The organism is Mesorhizobium sp. RCC_202, assembly GCF_041355295.1.
GTDB lineage: Bacteria > Pseudomonadota > Alphaproteobacteria > Rhizobiales > Rhizobiaceae > Mesorhizobium.
Genome location: NZ_JBFUPO010000005.1, coordinates 279,793 through 300,783, shown reverse-complemented (window position 1 = coordinate 300,783; position 20,991 = coordinate 279,793). Strand labels below are relative to the sequence as shown.

General features: G+C 64.0%; 13 protein-coding genes. 8 read left to right on the top strand and 5 right to left on the bottom strand.

Annotation, left to right across the window (positions count from 1 at the left end):
- Positions 1 to 626: 626 nt before the first annotated feature.
- A complete protein-coding gene (gene gltX / locus AB6802_RS14275; protein ID WP_371010755.1) occupies positions 627 to 2,000 on the top strand; it encodes a glutamate--tRNA ligase in 1,374 nt (457 codons plus the stop codon).
- On the opposite strand, the gene AB6802_RS14270 is transcribed toward gltX, so the two are convergent.
- On the bottom strand, positions 1,918 to 3,141 hold the full coding sequence (locus AB6802_RS14270; protein WP_371010754.1) for a DUF2865 domain-containing protein: 1,224 nt from the start codon (positions 3,139 to 3,141) through the stop codon (positions 1,918 to 1,920). The genes gltX and AB6802_RS14270 overlap by 83 nt on opposite strands.
- A 99-nt stretch (positions 3,142 to 3,240) precedes the next feature.
- Between AB6802_RS14270 and AB6802_RS14265 the strand changes: the two genes are divergently transcribed.
- Complete coding sequence (locus tag AB6802_RS14265; protein ID WP_371010753.1) at positions 3,241 to 3,354, top strand: DUF1287 domain-containing protein; 114 nt, start codon at positions 3,241 to 3,243, stop codon at positions 3,352 to 3,354.
- Between the two features lie 21 nt (positions 3,355 to 3,375).
- Here AB6802_RS14265 and AB6802_RS14260 read toward each other — a convergent pair whose 3' ends face one another.
- Positions 3,376 to 5,697, bottom strand: coding sequence for an NADP-dependent malic enzyme (locus AB6802_RS14260; RefSeq protein ID WP_371010752.1), 2,322 nt, complete (start codon positions 5,695 to 5,697; stop codon positions 3,376 to 3,378).
- 215 nt (positions 5,698 to 5,912) lie between these two features.
- Positions 5,913 to 6,692, bottom strand: a complete 780-nt coding sequence (locus AB6802_RS14255; protein ID WP_371010751.1) for an SDR family oxidoreductase — start codon at positions 6,690 to 6,692, stop codon at positions 5,913 to 5,915.
- A 153-nt stretch (positions 6,693 to 6,845) separates the two neighbouring features.
- On the opposite strand from AB6802_RS14255, the gene AB6802_RS14250 reads away from it, so the two are divergent.
- A complete protein-coding gene (locus AB6802_RS14250; RefSeq protein WP_371010750.1) occupies positions 6,846 to 7,643 on the top strand; it encodes a UDP-2,3-diacylglucosamine diphosphatase in 798 nt (265 codons plus the stop codon).
- A gap of 195 nt (positions 7,644 to 7,838) precedes the next feature.
- The gene (locus tag AB6802_RS14245; protein ID WP_371010749.1) at positions 7,839 to 9,053 is read left to right on the top strand and encodes an MFS transporter; all 1,215 of its coding nucleotides are present in this window, start codon (positions 7,839 to 7,841) and stop codon (positions 9,051 to 9,053) included.
- Here the strand turns inward: AB6802_RS14245 and dgcA are convergent.
- Entirely contained in the window at positions 9,024 to 10,007 is a 984-nt protein-coding gene (dgcA, locus tag AB6802_RS14240) for an N-acetyl-D-Glu racemase DgcA (RefSeq protein ID WP_371010748.1), read from the bottom strand. The genes AB6802_RS14245 and dgcA overlap by 30 nt on opposite strands.
- A 77-nt stretch (positions 10,008 to 10,084) precedes the next feature.
- On the opposite strand from dgcA, the gene AB6802_RS14235 reads away from it, so the two are divergent.
- From AB6802_RS14235 to AB6802_RS14220, 4 genes are all read left to right on the top strand, one after another.
- Positions 10,085 to 11,272: an ABC transporter permease gene (locus AB6802_RS14235; RefSeq protein ID WP_371010747.1), complete on the top strand. Its 1,188-nt coding sequence runs from the start codon at positions 10,085 to 10,087 to the stop codon at positions 11,270 to 11,272.
- 1 nt (position 11,273) lies between these two features.
- Complete coding sequence (locus AB6802_RS14230; RefSeq protein ID WP_371010746.1) at positions 11,274 to 12,083, top strand: ABC transporter ATP-binding protein; 810 nt, start codon at positions 11,274 to 11,276, stop codon at positions 12,081 to 12,083.
- A gap of 14 nt (positions 12,084 to 12,097) precedes the next feature.
- Positions 12,098 to 13,471 carry an MlaD family protein gene (locus AB6802_RS14225; RefSeq protein ID WP_371010745.1) on the top strand — a complete coding sequence of 458 codons (1,374 nt, stop codon included), beginning with the start codon at positions 12,098 to 12,100 and terminating at the stop codon, positions 13,469 to 13,471.
- Positions 13,472 to 13,651: 180 nt separating this feature from the next.
- Entirely contained in the window at positions 13,652 to 14,254 is a 603-nt protein-coding gene (locus AB6802_RS14220) for an ABC-type transport auxiliary lipoprotein family protein (protein WP_371010744.1), read from the top strand.
- A 277-nt stretch (positions 14,255 to 14,531) separates the two neighbouring features.
- Here AB6802_RS14220 and AB6802_RS14215 read toward each other — a convergent pair whose 3' ends face one another.
- Positions 14,532 to 20,825 carry a kinesin gene (locus AB6802_RS14215; protein ID WP_371010743.1) on the bottom strand — a complete coding sequence of 2,098 codons (6,294 nt, stop codon included), beginning with the start codon at positions 20,823 to 20,825 and terminating at the stop codon, positions 14,532 to 14,534.
- Between the last annotated feature and the right edge of the window lie 166 nt (positions 20,826 to 20,991).

The window sequence follows — 20,991 nt, the reverse complement described above, 5'->3', positions numbered from 1 at the left end:
GGCATCGCAGGCGACGCCGACACTCTCCTCGTCGCAAGTGCCGGCATGCAGACAGCGATACGCGCCGCCGGGCGTTTGCCCGGGCTGCAGACCGACCCTCGCGGGTCCCTCAACTGAAACTTTGGTCGATTCCCTCCATGGAGGGAGGTTCACACTATCTAGCGTCGAGCCTGCCTGCAAACACTAAATATAGTGTTAACAGATCATTTTTTCCAGACCGACAATTCTCCCTTTCGCCCACCCAAGCCCCAACAATCCCCACGCCTCCGCCGGCCTCGTAAACGGGCGGAAATCCGGGCAAAACGCACAAAATCCGGGAAAAAAGACCGGCCTCAGAACTCTCCGGTCGCGCCTACAACAGAAACGCATGGCCCATAAAAAGCGACTCGTCCCGAACCGTCAAGGATTCGTTTGCGTAGCTTTTATGACCCCAACATCTTGTGTGTCACATATGTGGATAACGGGGACACAGGCAGCTTGGATTCGATGCCTCTTGACGGGTTTTGTCGCAGCGTCGCGCGCCGCGTCGGCTATGCGGCTTTTCATTTTAGCTGGCTTGCACTATCTGTTGCCTTCGCGCGGGGGCGCGCCTTGTCAACGTGAAAAGCATCCGCTACGCCCCGCCCATGACAGTTACCGTACGTTTTGCCCCGTCGCCCACCGGCCGAATCCATATCGGCAACGCGCGCACCGCGCTGTTCAACTGGCTGTTCGCCATGAACAACAAGGGCCGCTTCATCCAGCGCTTCGACGACACCGACATTGCCCGCTCGAAGCAGGAATTCGCCGATTCCATCCTCTACGACCTGCATTGGCTCGGCATCTTCCCCGACGCCACCGACTATCAGTCGCGGCGTTTCGAGATCTATGACGCGGCGGTCGAGAAGCTGAAGGCGGCGCGGCTGCTTTATCCTTGCTACGAAACGCCCGAGGAACTGGATCTGCGCCGCAAGGTGCGGCGCACGCGCGGCCTGCCGCCGGTCTATGGCCGCGAAGCGCTGACGCTGACGACCGAGCAGGTGGCCGAATACCGGTCCGACGGCCGTCGGCCGCATTGGCGCTTCCTCTTGCCCAATTTCACCAGCGACCCGCAGCAGCCGGAGCGCACCGAGGTGCACTGGAACGATCTGGTGCGCGGCGAGGAGACTGTCGATCTGGCCTCGCTATCGGACCCGGTCCTGGTGCGCGAGGACGGCACGTATCTCTACACGCTGCCCTCGGTGGTCGACGACATCGATATGGGCGTCAGCCATGTCATCCGTGGTGACGACCATGTCACCAACACCGGCGTGCAGATTTCGATCTTCAAGGCGCTCGGCGCCGAGCCGCCGGTCTTCGGCCACCACAATCTGCTGACCACCACGACAGGCGAGGGATTGTCAAAGCGCAGCGGCGCGCTGTCGATCGAGAGCCTGCGCGAGGACGGTATCGAGCCGATGGCGGTTGCGTCGCTGGCCGTGCTCGTCGGCACGTCGGAGAACGTCACCGCAGCACACGATCTCAACGAACTCGCCGGCCATTTCGACCCGGCGGCAACCTCGAAATCGGCGGCAAAATTCGACCCCGATGAACTGTTCGTGCTCAATCGTTCACTTTTGCATCACCTTTCCTTCGAGGAAGCGCGCGACCGGCTGATGGTGCTGGGCATCTCCGGCGACAAAGCCGAGCCGTTCTGGATGGCCGTGCGCGGCAATCTCGACCGGCTGGCCGATGCCGTCACCTGGTGGCGAATTCTGAGCGAGGGTCCGCCAGAGCCCGCCGAATTTTCCGGTGAGGATCGCGATTTCCTCAACCAGGCGTTCGACGTGCTGCCCGAGGAGCCGTGGAACGGCACGGTCTGGAAGGACTGGACCGGCAAGATCAAGGAAGCCACCGGACGTAAGGGCAAGCCGCTGTTCATGCCGCTGAGGCTCGCCCTTACTGGGCGGACTGCGGGGCCGGAGCTTTCAGATCTATTGCCGCTGATGGGTCGGGAAGGAACGCTGGCCCGACGACCCTGACCTTGCGCTGATCCGGCGGCAGCGCCGACACAGGCGATACCGGCACCTTGGTGGTGAGGCGCTTGATCGCCTCGCGGTCGAGCCCGCCCTGGGCATTGGCAAGCGTTTCCGGATCGGCGCCCGGGTCGGGCTTGACCGCCGGCACCGGAATGAACGGCGTTGTTTCTCTTTCCGGCTGCGACTGTTCGGGATTGGGCGGATTGCCGCCGATGATCGAGAAATTGCCGGCCTGCGCATTGCAGCCGCAACTCGGTGGCCGCGAATAATTGGCCTGCTTGTAGAGATAGGCGCTGGGCAACTCGCTGTAGGGCTGGCCTGTCGCCGACGAGGTCATCGAGCCCGAATCGTCGTCCATTCCACGCGAATAGAAGACCTGCATCTCCGTGCCGGGGCAGCTCGATTCGCAATTTTTCTGGTCGCGTTCGAAATCACCGACGGAAGCCGCGTTCGACATCGGGAAGAAATAGCCGTCGCAGGTGCGCACGCACATCGTGTGGAACTCGCCGCCCAATCTCGGCAGGTCCATGCCGTCGGGCTGGTTGATGACGCGGCGGATATTGCGCACGCTCGGATCATCAGGCGGGACGTCCGCTTCCTCCGGCACGTCGTCCAGCGTCGGGCTGCCCGGATCCTGCCGTCCGAAAAGCTGCTCGAACAGACTGCCGCCGCCATTGTCGCGGGCAGCCTCCTGGTTTGGCGCGCGCCGTGGCGCGATCTCGTCGTCGCGGCAGCCATTGGCATCGAGCGCCGCCAGGATGCGGCCGCGGTCGCGCCTTGAGCCGCCGGCGGCCAGCCGCTCGCGCTTGGCCTGCAAGGTGTCGAGATTGGCGTTCATGCGCTGGATCGAGGCATTGATCCCGGCGCATTGGCTGACGTTGCGGGAAAACAGCGAGAAGCCGCAATTGGCATCGCTTGCACGGCTGCGTGCCTTGGCGAGCTGCTCGCGCTGGCGCTGGATGGCGTCGTCATATTTGCGGATCAGGCCGGGCCCGCCGCCACCGCCGCGCGTGGCGGCAAGTTCGGCTTCGAGCTGCCGGCACGTGCGCGACGCCGCCTGCGGTTCGGTCACGGCAACGGCCGAGGCGGCAAGCGCTGCAAGCAGCGCCGCAAGGTGGGTCAGCCTCAACCCTCCGCGCGTCATGTGCCAACCCCTGCTAGCCCGTTTATCGGGATGCTACCGGATTCGCGGTTAACCGTTTCCTCAATCTACAGCCAAAGATGATCTCGACCCAAATCGCCGATGCCGGTGCCGGAACGGCCGCTGGTTATCCACAATATCGGTTGGGGCGCCCGCCAGGAGGACACGTTGTACGTCTTCCGGCAGACCGGTCATTTCCGCTTCGCGCCAATCTGAGCGGCCAGCGCAGAGCCTGACTCAGAGCGGTGCCAGCGCCTGCGCCTTATGCGCGGCCTCGACCACGGCAAGCGCTGTCAGGTTGACGACGCCGCGCGAGGTCACCGACGGCGTCAGGATGTGCGCCGGCTTGTCGGTGCCAAGCAGGATCGGCCCGACATGCAGCGCGTCCATCATGGCGCGCAGCGCCGTCAGCGTGATGTTGGCCGAATCGAGGTTCGGGAACACCAGAAGGTTGGCTTCGCCCTTCAGCCGCGAATGCGGATAGACACGCTGGCGCAGATGCTCCGACAGGGCGGTGTCGGCGTGCATTTCGCCGTCGCATTGCAAGTCCGGCGCGATGCGGCCGAGGATTGCCGCCGCCTGGCGCATCTTCAACGCACTTGCCGAGTCGCGCGAGCCGAAATCCGAGTGCGACAGGAGCGCTGCCTTGGGCTCGATGCCGAAGCGCTGGATTTCCTCCGCCGCCAACACTGTCATCTCGGCGATCTCCTCCGCAGTAGGATCGACCGAAACATGTGTGTCGGTGAGGAAAATGATGCCGCGCTGGGAGATCAGCATCGACAGCGTCGACAGGTCATAATCCTTGATGCCGGCGCGTGGCCCGATGATCAGCGTGACGTTGCGCAGATGCCGCTCGAAGCGGCCTTCGAGGCCGCAGATCATGGCGTCGGCGTCGCCCCGCTTCAGCGCCAGCGCCGCGATCACCGTGTTGTCGGTGCGCACCATGGTGCGCGCGGCCTCCGTGGTGATGCCGCGCCGGCCGGCAAGCTCGATCAGAAGATCGACATAGTGGCGGTAGCGCGGATCGTCTTCGGGATTGATCAGCGCGAAGTCGACGCCCGGCTTGATGCGCAGGCCATAGCGCTTCAGGCGCACTTCCACGACATGCGGGCGGCCGATCAGGGTCGGCTCGGCTATGCCTTCCTCCAGCACCACCTGGGCGGCGCGCAGCACGCGCTCGTCCTCGCCGTCGGCATAGATGACGCGCTTGGCGCTCGACGCCTTGGCGGAGGAAAACACCGGCTTCATCACCAGGCCGGAGCGGAAGACGAAGCGGTTCAGCTTATCGATATAGGCGGCGAAATCGGCGATTGGCCGTGTCGCCACGCCGGTGTCGCAGGCGGCCTTGGCCACCGCCGGCGCGATGCGCAGGATGAGGCGCGGGTCGAAGGGCGAGGGGATCAGGAAATCCGGGCCGAACATCGGCGTCTCGCCGGAATAGGCGCGCGCCGCGACGTCCGACGGCTCCTCGCGGGCAAGGGCGGCGATTGCCCTGACCGCGGCCATCTTCATCTCCTCATTGATGGCGCTAGCGCCGCAGTCGAGCGCGCCGCGGAAGATGTAAGGAAAGCACAGCACATTGTTGACTTGATTGGGAAAATCCGAGCGTCCGGTGCAGATCATGGCGTCCGGGCGCGCCGCCCTTGCCGCTTCCGGCATGATCTCGGGATTGGGGTTGGCCAAGGCCAGGATCAGCGGTTTCGGCGCCATATGCTGCAGAAGCTCCGGCTTCAGCACACCGGCGGCAGACAGGCCAAGGAAGACATCGGCGCCGGCAATGACATCGGCCAGCGTACGCGCCGCCGTATCCTTCACATAAGGATCCTTCCAGCGGTCCATCTCCTCGACGCGGCCCTTATGGGCGACGCCGAAGCGGTCGGTGACCCAGATGTTTTCCACCTTGGCGCCGAGCGAGACCAAGAGGTTGAGGCAGGCAAGGGCGGCGGCACCTGCGCCCGAGGTGACGATCTTGATGTCCGAAATCGCCTTGCCGGCCAGTTCCAGCCCGTTGAGCACTGCGGCGGCGACGATGATCGCCGTGCCGTGCTGGTCGTCGTGGAAGACCGGGATGCTCATGCGAGCCTTCAGCCGCTCCTCGACCTCGAAGCATTCCGGCGCCTTGATGTCCTCGAGATTGATGCCGCCGAAGGTCGGCTCCAGCGCGGCGACCGTCTCGACCATGCGGTCGATCTCGGGCGCGTCGATCTCGATGTCGAAGACGTCGATGCCGGCGAATTTCTTGAACAGCACCGCCTTGCCTTCCATCACCGGCTTGGAAGCGAGCGGGCCGATATTGCCGAGTCCTAGCACCGCCGAGCCGTTGGAGACGACGCCGACCAGGTTGGCGCGCGCCGTGTAGTCGGCGGCGGTCGCCGGATTGTCGCGGATCTCGAGGCAGGGGGCCGCCACGCCGGGCGAATAGGCAAGCGCCAGGTCGCGCTGGTTGCCGAGCGGCTTCGTCGCCTGGATCTCGAGCTTTCCCGGGATCGGATATTTGTGGAAGAAGAGGGCGGCCTCGTCGAGGTCGGACCGGGCCGTTTTCTTGTTCTCGCCGTCCATTGCGGCCTCCCTCTGCTTCCTGCTTTCCGAGCCTTTTAGAGCAATTCCCTGAAAAGTGTGAAACGGTTTTCCGCTCGGAATTGTGTCGGGCAGGATGCACGCGTCGATGATTTTTCGCGACGCCAAATCCCGGGCGTCGCGTTCACATTCGCGAAACCGGAATCGTCGCGTTATTTCAGCTCGTTGCTTCGAGAGTCTGCGACGCCCGACCTGTCTCAGAAGGCGCTGACGTAGAGCCCGCCGTCGACCGGGATGTTCTGGCCGGTGAGATAGCCGGCATGGACCGAGCAGAGGAAGGCGCAGATCTGGCCGAATTCCTCCGGCGTGCCGAGGCGCTTGGCCGGCACATCGGCGCTGATGCGGGTCTTGCGCGCGGCAGCCGCAGCCGGGTCTTCCACGGTGCCGGCCTCATGCGGGCCGCGCAGCCGGTCGGTGTCGAGCTTGCCGGGCAACAGGCTGTTGATGGTGACGTTGCGGTCGATGACCGTGCGCGCCACGCCGGCGAGGAACGACGTCAGGCCGGCCCTGGCGCCGGACGACAGGTCGAGGCCGGGGATCGGCACATAGACCGACAGCGAGGTGATGTTGACGATGCGGCCGAAGCCGCGCTTGGCCATGCCGTCGACAACAGCCTGCACCAGCTCTATCGGCGTCACCATGTTCTGGGTGACGCCTTCGAGGATTTTTGCCCGGTCGAGCTCGCGGAAATCGCGCAAGGGCGGGCCGCCATTGTTGTTGACCAGGATATCCGGATCGGGACAGGCGGCGAGCAGCGCCTTCTGCACCTCCGGCTTCGACACGTCGCCGACAATCTCGATCACCTTGACCCCGAACCGGTCACGGATCTCTTTGGCGGTGCTGGCCACGAGTTCGGCATTGCGGCCGTTGACGACGAGATCGACGCCGGCTTCGGCAAGCGCCATCGCGCAGCCGCGCCCCAGTCCCTTGCTCGAAGCGCAGACGATCGCCTTCTTGCCGCGAATGCCGAGATCCATGACGATTTTCTCCTGATTGAGTTGCGCGCAAGCTAGCGCCTGGGCTGGACCAACCGCAACCGTCATACGGTTGTTGCATGAATCGGGGCATAGGCACGCGAAAGCAAAGGTGAAATCGCGATGTCAGGCGCAGAGCCCCGCACTTTCCGTGCTATGTTTATTTCCGACGTGCATCTTGGCTCCAAGGCGGCCAAGGCCGAGTTCCTGATCGATTTCCTGCGGTATCACGACGCCGATATCATCTATCTGGTCGGCGATATCGTCGATGGCTGGCGGTTGCGGCGCAGCTGGCACTGGCCACAGAGCCACAATGACGTCGTGCAGAAGCTGCTGCGCAAGGCGCGCAAGGGTGCCTCGATCACCTATATCGCCGGCAACCATGACGAATTCGCCCGCCAGTTCCAGGGCGTGCATTTCGGCGGCATCGTCGTTGCCGACCGCGCCATCCATGAAACCGCCGACGGCAGGCGGCTTTTGGTCATCCATGGCGATCAGTTCGACACGGTGGTGCACAACCAGCGCTGGCTCGCCTATCTCGGCGACTATGCCTATGACGGAGCGATGCTGGTCAATCGCGTCGTGACCAAGCTGCGTCATCTGCTTGGATTGCCTTACTGGTCGTTCTCGTCCTGGGCCAAGGTCAAGGTGAAGAAGGCGATCAACTTCATCGGCTCGTTCCAGACGGTGCTTTCCGACGAGGCCCGCCGCTCACATGTCGACGGCGTCATCTGCGGCCACATCCACCACGCCGCGATCGAGAGCTATGGCGACGTGCAGTACATCAACACCGGCGACTGGGTGGAAAGCTGCACGGCCGTGGTCGAGCATTTCGACGGCCACATGGAGATCCTGACCTGGGCGCATGTGCTGCCGGAGACCGAGGCGGGCAGCGACATGCTGGTGCCGGTCGATCTCATCGACCTCGAGGGCAGGGCGGCGCAGGCCGCCTGACTACGGCAAGTTTGCCCGCCCAGCTCCATTGCCTTGATTGCATTGGTGTAACAGGTGCTTTGCCCGCTCTTTCGAGCGTTCATCAACAGCTTTGCCTTTGATCGATTGGTCCAGGCAGTTCCGCCGCGCTTTGGTGCATGTTAGGGATCGAAACACGTTGCGCGCACGCCAAGTGCAGCGAAATTGGATCGATTCATGTCGCTGCCGCCGCTCTCGCCCCAACAGCTCGTCAAGCCAAGCCATTTCGAACTGCGCATGAGCGTGATCTTCGCGACCTTGTTCATGTCGCTGGGCACGCATCTGCCTTATTTTCCGCTCTGGCTGCAGGCGAAAGGTTTCCATGCCGAGCAAATCGCGGTCATCCTGGCGGCGCCGATGTTCCTGCGCGTGGTGACGACGCCGATGCTGACGGCGCTTGCCGACCGGGCGAAAGACCGCGCCAATGTCTATATCGCGTTGGTCGCAGCCTCGATGGCGGTGTCGGCCGGCTATTTCCTGCCGGCCACATACGCCATCGTGCTTGCCGTCTCGCTGCTTTTGACGATCGCCTGGACACCGCATTCGCCGATGGCCGATTCGCTGGCCTTGTCGGGCGTGCGCCGCTTCGGCTCCAACTACACCGCCATGCGCAAATGGGGCTCAATCTCCTACCTGTGCGCCAACGTCGCCGGCGGCTTCATCCTGGCGGCCACCGGCCCGCAGGCGGTTCCGGTGATCATTTTCGTCGCGCTTGGCGCGGCCTTCGTCGCGGCATTGGCGGCGCCGCGCATGGGGCGGCCGCGCAAGGCCTCGCCGCTGTCGGCGACCGAGATCCAGCACAAGGCGCCGAGCCTGTTCAACGCCTATTTCCTGTATTTCACCCTTGGCGTCGGCATCATCACCGCCAGCCACGCCTTCCTCTATGGCTTCGTATCGATCTACTGGAAATCGATCGGCATCGGCGATTCCGTCGTCGGCCTGCTGTGGGCCTGGGGCGTGGTCTCCGAAGTCTGCATGTTCTTGTTCTTCAACCGCATTTTCTCATCGGTGTCGGTGGTCAAGGTGATGGTGATTGCCGGCATCGGCTCGATCGTGCGCTGGATCGTCTTTCCGCTGGTCTGGCCGCTCGGCCTTGGCGTTGCCGGCTTCTTCCTCGTGCAGTCGCTGCATTCGGTGTCGGTCGCGATGGTGCTGATCGGGTTGCAGAAGATGATCGGCGAGACGATTTCCGAAGAGCGCACGGGTGCGGCTCAAGGCATTGCCTATTTCTTCAACGGCTTCTTCATGGCGGCCGTGACGCTTGCTTCCGGTCCGCTCTATGACCGCCTGGGCGTCGACGGTTTCTGGGCGATGATCCCGATCGCGATCGTCGGCATGGCGCTCATCGGGCTAGCCGCGCGCTCAGCCCCACAGCGCCCGCTCAGGCGGTGAAACAAGCGATCCCCGGTAGACGAGACCAGGCTCGCGGTCACGCGCCAAGAGCAGCGGACCATCGAGATCGACGAAATCCGCATCCTGGGCCAGCAGCACCGCCGGCGCCATGGCAAGCGACGTGCCTACCATGCAACCGACCATGATGCCGAAGCCGAGATCGCGGGCACGGTCGCGAAGCTTCAGCGCCTCGGTCAGGCCGCCCGCCTTGTCGAGCTTGATGTTGACGGCGTCGTAGAGCCCCACCAGCGCCTCGAGGCCGTTTGCCTCGTGCACGCTTTCGTCGGCGCAGATCGGCACCGGATGCGCGATCCGCCGCAGGATGGCGTCCTTGCCCGCCGGCAAAGGCTGCTCGATCAGCGTGATGCCAAGCTCTGCGGCAAAGGCGAGGTTGGCTTCGACATTGTCGTCGGTCCAGCCTTCATTGGCGTCGAGAATGATGCGGCTGTTGGGCGCCGCCGCGGTGACGGCACGGATGCGGGCCGTGTCATTGTCGCCGCCGATCTTGACCTTGAGCAGCGGCCGCTGCGCATTGGCGCGGGCCTGTGCCGCCATCGCTTCCGGTTCGGCAAGCGACAGCGTGTAGGCGGTTTCGAGCGGCTTGGTTGGAAGGGCGCCGATCGCGGCGGCCACGGACGTACCGCTCAGCTTTGCTTCCAGATCCCACAAGGCGCAGTCGATGGCGTTGCGCGCCGCGCCGGCAGGCATGGCCGTGAGCAGGGCCATACGGTCGATCCCGCGGACGATCTCGCCCCGCATGGCATCGATTGCCGCATGCACGCCATCCATCGTCTCGCCGTAAAGCCTATAGGGAACGCATTCGCCGCGACCGATATGGCCGTTGTCGGTGATCGTCACCGTGATGACTTCGGCCTCGGTTTTCGATCCGCGCGAGATGGTGAAGGTGCCGGCGATCGGGAATCGCTCCATTTCGACCGAAATGACACGCGCCATAATTTTCTTCTCCGGCTGTGCGACACCGGTCTGCCGGCAAATCGACACGCCTGTCCCATCAGGCTACACAGGACGCCATGTTGACCATCCGCAAACGCGGCGCAAGCGGCGAGGCCGCCAAAGACGCCGAGCACCAGCCACGCGTCGCCGTGGGCGAGGAGGGCGGTGTGCTGGGCTGCGCGTTTTCCGGCGTGTGGACGACGCGCACCGTGGCGCTGATCGATGCCGACATGCGCAAGATCGAGAAGCGCAGTGGCGCAAAGCAGCTGATGCTCGACCTTTCCAAGATTGAAAAGATAGACACGGCCGGCGCCTGGCTGATCGACCGGCTGGCCAGCGTCTTCGAGAAGAAGGGTGTCGAGGTGCATATGCAGGGGCAGAGCGAGGTGGCCTCGATTCTGCTCGGCGCTGTCAGCGACGCCGTCCGCCGCGAGCCCGAATCGAAGCCGTCCAGGCCGCCCAACATCGTCCTGCGGGCGCTCGAGCTGGTCGGCCGGCGGGTCTATGAGATACGCGACGATTTTCTCGCTTCGATGAACATCCTCGGCGCCACCATCCGCGGTGCGCAGATGAAGCTTGGCCGCGGCCATGGCGTCAATCTTGCCGCGGTCTTCAACCAGATCGACCGCATGGGCGTCGGCGCGATACCGGTGGTGGTGCTGATGTCGGCGATCGTCGGCGCCATCGTTGCCCAGCAAGGCGCCTATCAGCTCAGCTATTTCGGCGCCAACATCTTTGTCGTCGACCTCGTCGGCGTGCTGATCCTGCGCGAGCTCGGCGTGCTGATGACGGCGATCATGATCGCCGGTCGGTCGGGAAGCGCGATTACGGCCGAAATCGGTTCGATGAAGATGCGCGAGGAGGTCGACGCGCTGAAGGTGATCGGGCTGAACCCGATCGGCGTGCTTGTCTTTCCACGCCTTGTGGCGCTGGTGATCGGCCTGCCGTGCCTCACCATCATCGCCAATTTCGCCGCACTTGGCGGTGGCATCGCCGCCGCATGGCTTTATTCCGACATCCCGCCGGCCGCTTTTATCGACAGGTTGCGCGCCGCCATCGACCTCAGCACCATCTTTGCCGGCCTGATCAAGGCGCCGTTCATGGCGCTGATCATCGGCATCATCGCGTCGGTGGAAGGTATGAAGGTCGGCGGCAGCGCCGAATCGCTCGGCCTGCACGTGACCGCTTCGGTGGTGAAGTCGATCTTCGTCGTCATCATCCTCGACGGGCTTTTCGCCATGTTCTACGCAGCGATCGGATTCTGAGATGGCGAGCGGCGGCGCGGCAACCGAGGAAGCCAAAAACGACGACGAAATCGTTCTCTCGGTTCGAGATGTGACCGTTGCCATCGACGACAGGCTGATCCTCGACAAGCTTTCGCTCGACATCAAGCGCGGTGAGATCCTTGGCTTCGTCGGCGCCTCGGGCGCCGGCAAGTCGGTGCTGTTGCGCACCATCCTTGGTTTGATGCCGAAACAGTCGGGAACGATCAGCCTGTTCGGCATCGACGTCGACAAGGCAAGCGATGCCGACCGCCTGGGTATCGACATGCGTCTCGGCGTTCTTTTCCAGCATGGCGCGCTGTTTTCGGCGCTGACGGTGCTGGAGAACGTTCAGGTGCCGATGCGTGAATATCTCGATTTGCCCAGATCGTTGATGGATGAACTCGCCTTGCTCAAGATCGAGCTGGTCGGGTTGCCGCCGGATGCTGCCCAAAAATTCCCGTCCGAGCTTTCCGGCGGCATGATCAAGCGCGCCGCGCTTGCTCGGGCGCTTGCGCTCGACCCCGACATCGTCTTTCTCGACGAGCCGACGTCGGGGCTCGACCCGATCAGCGCGGCCGAATTCGACGAGTTGGTCGTCAAGCTGCGCGACACGATGGATTTGACCGTCTACATGGTCACGCACGATCTCGACACGCTGTTCACCGCCTGCGACCACGTGGCAGTGCTCGGCAAGAAGAAGGTGCTGGTCGAAGGCACGATTGACGACATGCTGAAGAGCGATGAGCCGTGGGTGAAATCCTATTTCCGCGGAAAACGCGCTCGGCAACTTGATCTTGCGGCGCGCGCATAGCCATAAGTGAGGCGATGGAAACAAGAGCCAACTATGTAATTGTCGGCATCTTCACGCTGGGCGCGATCCTGGCGGCCTTTGCTTTCGTGTTCTGGACCGCGGCGATCGGCGACAAGGGCGAAACGACGATGCTGCGCGTGCGCATCCCGGGGTCGGCTTCCGGTCTCAGCCGCGGCAGCCTGGTTCTGTTCAACGGCGTCAGGGTTGGCGACGTCAAGAACGTCTATATCGACGGCGACGATCCGACCGTCGCCATCGCCGATACCGAAGTCGCGAGTTGGACGCCGATCACCAAGTCGACGCAGGCCGATTTGGGACTGACCGGCCTCAGCGGCCAGGCCAATATCGAGCTCAAGGGCGCCGATCCCAAGGAAGCCAGGGTTCTCGACGAGGCGAAAAAGGAAGGCAAGATCGCCGAGATCGTCGCCAACCCGTCAGCCGTCACCAATCTTTTGCAGACGGCGCAGAACATCTTTACCCGCGCCGACAAAGTGCTGACCGAGCTCGAAGGCTTCACCAAGGATGTTCGCGGCCCGCTGACGCAGACGGTCAAGAATGTCGAGACCTTCTCCGACGCGCTGGCCAAGAATTCCGACGGCATCGACAAGTTCCTGTCGGCGGTGAGCTCGCTTTCGGATCAGCTGAAAAACGTTTCGGGCCGGCTGGACTCTACGCTGAAGGCGGCCGAAGGCCTGCTCAATTCGGTCGACAAGGACCGGATCAAGAGCATCGTGGCCAATGTCGATACGGTGACGGCGAACCTGAAAGAGACCAGCAAGCAGTTCGACACCGTCATCGGCAACGTCAACACGGCGGTCGTCTCGATCAACGACTTCGCCAAGCAGACGCAAGGCACCTTGGACAAGGTCAACGGCGTGCTCGACGGTATCGATCCAGCCGATGTGAAGGCGGCCTTGGCCAACATCCAGAAGGCCAGCGCCAGCGCCGACCAGGCTGCCGCCGACATCGCCAGGGTCACCGGCAAGATCGCCAACCGTTCGGACGATATCGACCAGACCATCAAGGATGCGCGTCAGCTGGCGCAGCGGCTGAACGATGCCTCGGTGCGCGTCGACGGCATCCTCGCCAAGGTCGACAAGATCCTGGGCTCCGGCGAGGCCGACGGGGTGATGGCCGATGCCAGGGCGACGCTGAAATCCTTCAAGCAGGTTGCCGACACGCTGAATTCGCGGCTCGGCGTCATCACCGACAATCTGGCGCGTTTCTCAGGCCAAGGTCTCACGAATGTCGAGGCGCTGGTGCAGGACAGCCGGCGCTCGATCAACCGCATCGAGGAAGCCGTGACCGACCTTAGCCGCAATCCGCAGCGTATTCTGTCGGGTGGCGATGGCGAGGTCCGGCAGTTTGACGGGAGGGCGCGGCGTTGACTTCGGCTGTCGCGACCGCCAGGAAAATAGACGGCGAGATCGGATTGATCTTAGAGCGGTTCACCATTTCACAGGAGCGGCGAACCGTTCCATCTCTTTGTTTTTCGCAATTCCAGACGGAAAACCGCTACACACTTTTCCTGGAATTGCTTTAGGGTCCGTGGACAACGGGGATCGCGCGTGGCTTTGGGTAGGGTGCGAAAGTTGAAGCCGGCAGCGGCATTGCTTGTGCTAGCGCTTGCCGGTTGTGCGGTGCTTGGCGGCAAGCCGGCGCCGCTCGATACGTTCGAACTGTCCGCGCCATCGGTCGACATACGCGCGCATAGCCGCCGCCAGATCCTGATCGCCCAGCCTTCGGCGCTGAAGGCGCTGGACAGCCAGAACATCGTCATCAGGCCGTCCGACCGCTCGATTCAGTTCCTCAAGGGCGCCCAATGGGCGGATCGCCTGCCGCTCATCGTCCAGGCCAGGCTTGCCGAAACCTTCCAGCGCTCGGGCAGCTTTGCCGGCGTCGGCAAGCCGGGCGAGGGACTGGCGATAGATTACCAGGTCATTGTCGAGGTGCGTTCCTTCGAGGTACGCGTCAATGGCGGCGAGCATGCCGATGTCGACCTGTTCGTGCGCATCCTCAATGACCGCAACGGCGAGGTGCGCGCCTCAAAGAGCTTCACGGCGAGCGCGCCGGTGTCGGGCAGCGGCAACGCAGCCTATGTTGGTGCGCTGGACAATGCGTTTGGCCAGGCGGCGAAAGATATCGTGCGTTGGACGGATTCCGTTATCTGACGTTAGCGCTGCCCCTCATTGCCCTGCCGGGCATTTCTCCCCGTATAGTGACGGGGAGAAAGACGCTTTTCGCGTATGATTTCGCCAAATGCCAACGTTGCAGAACGGGCGCCAAGGTTGCGGCCATTTCTCTTCTCCCCGTTTACGGGGAGAAGGTGCCGGCAGGCGGATGAGGGGCAGCGCCGACTGATGTCATCAGTGCGCTTTACGAGACAAAGCCCGTTGAGGGGCAACAAAAAAGGCGGGCCGAAGCCCGCCTTTTGCTTTCCCAATCAGCTCAGTGCAACCGGCCGCTGGCGTGAGCCAGCATGGTGTAGACCTTGCCGGTGTCCGACGTCAGGTAGGTCTGCGCCATGATGTTGTCGCGGTCGTTGCGCGAGACATCCTTGAGCAGCTTCTCGAAATCCTCGCAGTAGCGGTCGACCGCGGCGCGGAATTCCGTCTCGGCTTGATACTTGCGACGGATTTCGTCGAAGGTCTGCTGGCCCTTCAGCGTGTAGAGGCGGCGCGTGAACACGTCGCGCTCGCCGCCCCTATAACGGTTCCACAATTCTATCGAGGCGTCGTGGTCGATGGCGCGCGCGATGTCGACGGAGAGCGAGTTGAGCGATTCCATGACATGCAGCGGCGAGCGCTGGGCAGGCGTTGCGCGCGGTGCTTCGGCGGGCGTTGCCGGCCTAAGTTCTTCCTCGCGCGAGGCGTTGGTCAACAGATCGCGCACCCAGCCGCCTTGTGGCGTCTTGGCATTGGGATCGCGGCGCGGCGTCTCGGCGGGACGTTCGAGATCGAGCGTGCCGCGCAGCGCCGTCTCGGCGACCGGCGCCTGCGGTGCGCGAGGCACAGGTTGCGGCTGTTGCTGCGGCTGCGGCGCCGGCGGACGACGCAGCGGCGGTTCAGCCGCACGGGCCGGCGCCTGCGGAGCCGGGCGCAGACCGCGCGGCTCGCCGGCTTCGCTGGAACCGCTGCGGCCGGATTTCGCAACGATGTCCGACAGTTCCTTCAGCGCATTGATCTGCTCGGCGACGGCACGGCGGATGGCCGAGGTCGATTCCTTGGCCTCTTCCGGCATCTCGATGACGCCCTTCTTGAGCTCAGCCCGGGTGAGGTCGAGCTCACTCTTGATGGAGCCGGCGGTGCGGCGCATCTCCTCGGTCGCATCGGCGAAGCGGCGGGTGGCCGATTCGACGACCTCCGTGATGGCCGTGCGAATCTTCTCCGCCGATTCCATCGTGCGGCCTTCCGCGTTCTGCATCGTCTGGCCGACGAGGTTCTCGAAGGAACGCATCACCCGCTCGAGGTCTTCCGACTTCTTGACCAGGCCGACGGCGAGGTCTTCCAGCGAGGACTGACGCTCCAGCGTGTGCTCGAGATTGCTCTGCGCGGAGCTGAGCAAATTCGAGGCGCTGGACAAGAGGCGGCTGTGCTCGTCGAACTTGGTCGCGATCGAGGCAACCTCGCGCAGCGTCGACGACGACAGGTCGGTGAGCCGTGTCGTGTTCGAATCGACGAGGCGGGCCGAGGAGGCGAAGGTCTGCGCGGCCTTCTCCGTGGTCGTGGCGAAGCTCTGCGTCGAGCCGGCAAGCCGTTCCTCGACCTGGCCGAGGTTGACCGCAGCCTGATCGATCAGCTGGCCGAGCTGGGCGCTGGAGGTCGACATGCGGCCGATGAGGTCGGCCACGCTGTCGGAAAGCGAGGAGCGTGCGCCTTCGACGGCCGAAAGCGTCTCGGCAGTGCGGCTGGCGAGCGCGTTGACGAGGCTTGCGTTTTCGCTGCGCAGCTTCTCGGTCGCCCGCTCGGTGACCTCTTCCATGCTGCGCTGCAGCTCGGATCCACCCTGGGTGAAGCGATCGACCAAGGGTCTCGCCGTCTCGTCGAGGATTTTCGCCATTTCGGCCGAGCGCGCTGCAAGCATGGTGTTGAGCTCGCGCGTGTTGGAACCGATGGTCCTCGCCGCCTCGTTGGTGCTCTGGCCGATATGCTGGCCGACCGCGGTGAAGGTCTCGGCAATGACGTTGGCACGCGAGATCAGCTGCGCTTCGGCGCTGGAGACCTGCTCGTTGAGCTTCTGGCCCATCGTCTCGGCAGTGTAGGCGAGGCGGTTCTCGACATTGGCCACCTGATCCTCGACACGGGCGGCGGTAGCGGCGGCGCTCGCCGACAGCCGCTCGTCGGCGCCGGCCAGCACCTGCTCGATCTCGCGGGCGTGCACAGCCAGCTCCTGGCCGGTCTGGCGCGCGCGGTCGGCGACGCGCTGCTCGGTTGAGGCGAAGGCCCCGATGATGGTGTCGGCATGCTCGCCGATGGCCGAGCTGCTCGAGGCGATGCGCGCAACCAGCCGGTTGTCGGCGTCGTCGAAGATCCGGCCGATTTCGCCGGCGCGGGCCGAAAGCGCTTCCGAACCTTCCGCGATGCGCGCCATCAATTGCTGGTCGGCGCTGTCGAAGATGCGGCCGAGATCGGAGGCGCGGGCGGCCAAGGCTTCGGCCGATTCGCCGATGCGCATCGAGAGCCGCTCGTCGGCGCCTTCGAAGTTGCGCAGGATATCGCCGGCGCGGGCGGCCAGCGACTGCGCGGTTTCGACCGCGCGGGCAACGAGCTTCTGGTCGGCGGCGTCGAAGGTGTTGGCGATCTCGCCGGCGCGGCTGGCCAGCTTGTCGGCGGTTTCCTCGGCGCGGGCCATGAGAGCGCTCGACGCATCGTCGGCACGGGCCATGAGCATGTTGGAGGTATCCTGGGCACGCTCGTGCAGGCGGCGGTCCGCCTGCTCGAAGGCCTGGGCGATGTCCTCGGCCCTGGCAAGCAGCGCGGCGGAAGTCTGCTCGGCACGTTCGGCGATCTTGCGGTCGGCGTCGCTGAAGGCCGCGCCTGCCTGCTCGTGCAAGGTGCTGGTGACTTCCATCACCTTGTCGCGCAGGGCGCCCGCCACGAAGACGGCGGTCTTTTCCAGGACGCCGCGGACATTGTCGACGCCGGTCGAAAGCGCGCGTTCCATGGTGCCGGCGCGTTCCTCGATGATGCCGGTCTGGCGGCTGAAGGCCTGTTCGATCTTTTCGACATCGGCTGCGATCGCGGCCGAGATGTCACCGCTTCTGGCGGCGATCTGGTCGATATGGCCGGCGACCGAACGGTCGACCTCCTTGCGCGCGTCGGTGAGCTTGACGAGATCGTCCTCGAGCGCCCGGGCCAGCATGTTGCGGCCCTCGGACAGTTTGCCGACATGGCCGGCGATGATGTCGTCGATATCCGAGCGGCTTTCAGCCAGCTTCTGGAGGTCGGCTTCCATGGCGCGTGTCAGCACGTCACGGCCTTCGGCGAGCTTTTCGACCTGGCCAGCGACCAGGCCGTCGATGCCGGCGCGGCTTTCGGCAAGCTTGGCGAGATCGGCTTCCAGGGCGCGTGTCAGGATGTCACGGCCTTCGGCAAGCTTTTCGACCTGACCGGTGACCAAACCGTCGATGCCGGCACGGCTCTCGGCCAGCTTGGCAAGATCCGCCTCGAGCGCGCGCTTGAGGATATCGCGGCCTTCGGCAAGCTTCTCGACCTGGCCCGAGACGAGGCCGTCGATGCTGGCCCGGCTTTCGGCCAGTTTCGCCAGATCGTCCTCCAGGGCCTTCGACAGTGCCGAGCGATTTTGCGAGAGCTGATCGGCATGCGTCTGCATGAGGCCGCTGGCGCTCGTCAAATCGCCTTCAAGGGCGCGCGAAAGCTCGGCGCGGTGATCGGTGATCTTCTGCGAATGGTCGACGATCGCGCCCTGGATCGTGTTGAGGTCGGCCTCGAGCGCACGCTTGAGAATGTTGCGGCCTTCGGCGAGCTTCTCGACCTGACCGGCAACCAGACCGTCGATCGAGGAGCGGCTTTCGGCCAGTTTCGCCAGATCGTCTTCAAGCGACTTCGACAGCACGGAGCGTTCCTGAACCAGGCGATCCTGATGGTCGGCAACTGCGCTGCTTACATGGCGCAAATCGTCCTGCAGGGCATTGGACAAGGCGGAGCGATTCTCGACGAGCTTGTTCTGATGCTCGTTGATGGCGCCGCTGACCGACTGCAGGTCGGCTTCCAGAGCCTTCGACAATTGGGCGCGATCCTCCAGCACCTTGTTGGAGTGTCCCGCAATGGCACCCTTGATATTGTTGAGGTCGGCTTCCAGCGCGCGCTTGAGGATATCGCGGCCTTCGGCGAGCTTCTCGACCTGGCCGGCGACCAGGCCGTCGATCGAGGCGCGGCCCTCGGCCAGTTTCGCGAGGTCGGCCTCGAGCGTCTGCGACAGCACGCTGCGATCGTCGGCGAGCTTGTTGGAATGGCTCTCGATCAAGCCGCGGATGCCGCTCAGATCATGTTCCAGCGCGCGGCTCAGTTCGCCGCGGTCCTCGGCGATCTTGGCCGAATGGGTGTCGACCAGGCCCCTGATGCCGATAATGTCGGTTTCGAGCGCCTTGGCGAGCACGGCGCGGCCCTCGGCGATCTTCTCGACCTGGTCGGCGACAAGGCCGTCGATCGAGGCGCGGCTGTCGGCGAGCTTGCCGAGATCGGCTTCCAAGGCGCGGGCAAGGATGTTGCGGCCTTCGGCCAGTTTGCCGACGTGACCAGCGACCATTTCGTCAATGATCGTACGAGCTTGGACAAGCCTGCTGGAGTCTTCGTTCAAAGCCTGGGCGAGGCGGTTGCGGCCTTCCTCCAGCTGTTCGAGATGGCCGCCCAGCGACGCGTCGATGGCGGCGCGCGACTCGTTGACCTTGCGCAAATCTTCTTCCAGCGCGCGCGAGATCAGGCCGCGACCTTCGGCCAGCTTCTGCACCTGGTTGGTGACCGCCGCATCGATCGCGGCGCGGCCCTCGGCGAATTTCGCCAGGTCCGTCTGCATGGCGGTGGCCATGCGTTCGCGGCTCTCGGAAAGCTTGCGGCTGTGGTTTTCGACGGCTTCCTCGATGCCGACGCGGGCATTGGCGAGCCGCTGGATGTCGGTATCGAAGGAGCGCGACACGACGTGCCGGGCCGCTTCCATGCGGCCGGCGAAATCGGTGGCGCGGGCTTCGAGCATGGACGAGGTCGACGAGATGATGTCGGCCATATCGGCGCCGATCTGCGTCTTGCCCTGGTCGATCATCGACGACAGATGGTCCTTGCTCTCGGCGAAGGTGTGAGCGATCTCGCGGGCACGTTCGACCAGCGTCTCATTGATCTGGCGGGCGCGGGCTTCCAGCGCGGCATTCAGCTTCTGGGTGCCGGTGTCCAGCGCCTCGGCGCGGGTCTGGAACTCGCTGATCAGCGCCTGGCCGCGCTCGGCCAGCGTGCGCTCGATGCCGTTGAGGCTTGCTTCGAACTCGGAATTCAACGTCCGCGCCGCGCCGCCGAGCAGCGAAACCATGCCGTGGGTGCGATCGTCGAGTAGATCGGTCAGCGAGCGGGTGAGGCCGTCCGTGGTGTCGGTGAGCTTGGCGATGCGGGTGTCGAGCAGGCTGGCGAAGGCCTCGCCGGAGGTCGAAAGCCGATCGGTGATGTTGTCGAGGCGCGATTCCACGGAATCGAAGATCGACGTCGAGCTTTCGTTGATGCGATCGATCAGCGTGTCGCCGGAATTGTTGATCGTCATCGACAGCTTGGTCGAGGCGTTGAGGATCGAATCGCGGATGATGTCGCTGGCCGCGCCGATCTCGTCGCGCAACGTCTCGTGAGCGCTGGAGATCGAGGCGCGCACGCGCTCGGCATGGCTGACGACCGCTTCACGTTCGCTGCCCAGACCGTCGACCAGCGAGCGGATGCGGGATTCGTTTTCCGAATAGGAGCGTTCGATCTGGCTGACTTCGCTGTGGACAAGCGTTTCGAGCTCGACCGCGCGCGCCAAAGTGCGCTCGATGCCTTCGCCCATGGCCGCCACTTCGCGGCGAACGGCCTGGCCGATCATCATGACGCGGTCCTGGGCAAGGTTCTCCGGCTCTGCCAAGCGGAAGGCGACCTCGGTCATCGATTGCGCGGCGAGGCGCATTTCCTGCGCGCGCCGGATCATGGCGGCAAAGGCCCAGAACAGGATGACCGGAACGATTGCGGCGACCGCAAGCCCGATGAGCTCGGGGCGGGCGAAGAACTGGTCGAAAGTGCGGATCTTCCAGATGCCGGGGCCGAACAAGAGGTTGGCCAGGCCGCCGGCGCCGGCGATCCAGGCCAGCGAAACAAACGCGATCACCCAGTAGATGGTGCTCGATGCACGGCGGTTGAGGCTGTGCAGCAGCGTCTTATAATCCTTCTGGCGGTCGTCATTGGCGGGCGCAAAGCCGGCCGGTGGCGCGAAGCTGGTCGTCTGGGCATTGCGCGACTCGACCGGACGCAGTTCGGCCGGCTTGGCCGCGGGCGCCTTAGGAGGCTGGGGCTGCGCCGCCGGCTCTGCCTTCTGGCTGCGGCCTTCGCGCGCCAGTTCGTCCGCCGCCGCCGAAATCTGAGCCTCGAGATCTTCCATCGACGCCGCCATGTCGAGGCCGCCGTCGTCGCCGTTGAGGTCAAGGTCGAGCGCCTTTTCCAGCTCCGCGGCTACGTCGTTCTCGAGAGATTTCGTCGTCGTTGGTTTCTTAGCCATGCCTTCGCTACCCTGTACTAGCTGCCGCGGGACTTATGATTTTGGCCTGATTCTGGCCCGATTCTGGCTTGTCTATCCCGCGCAGGAGGCTGAAAAATGGACCTTCGTATCGTAATGACACACAGGGGTAAAGAAAACATGCATTCGGGCCGATACGTAAAACTTT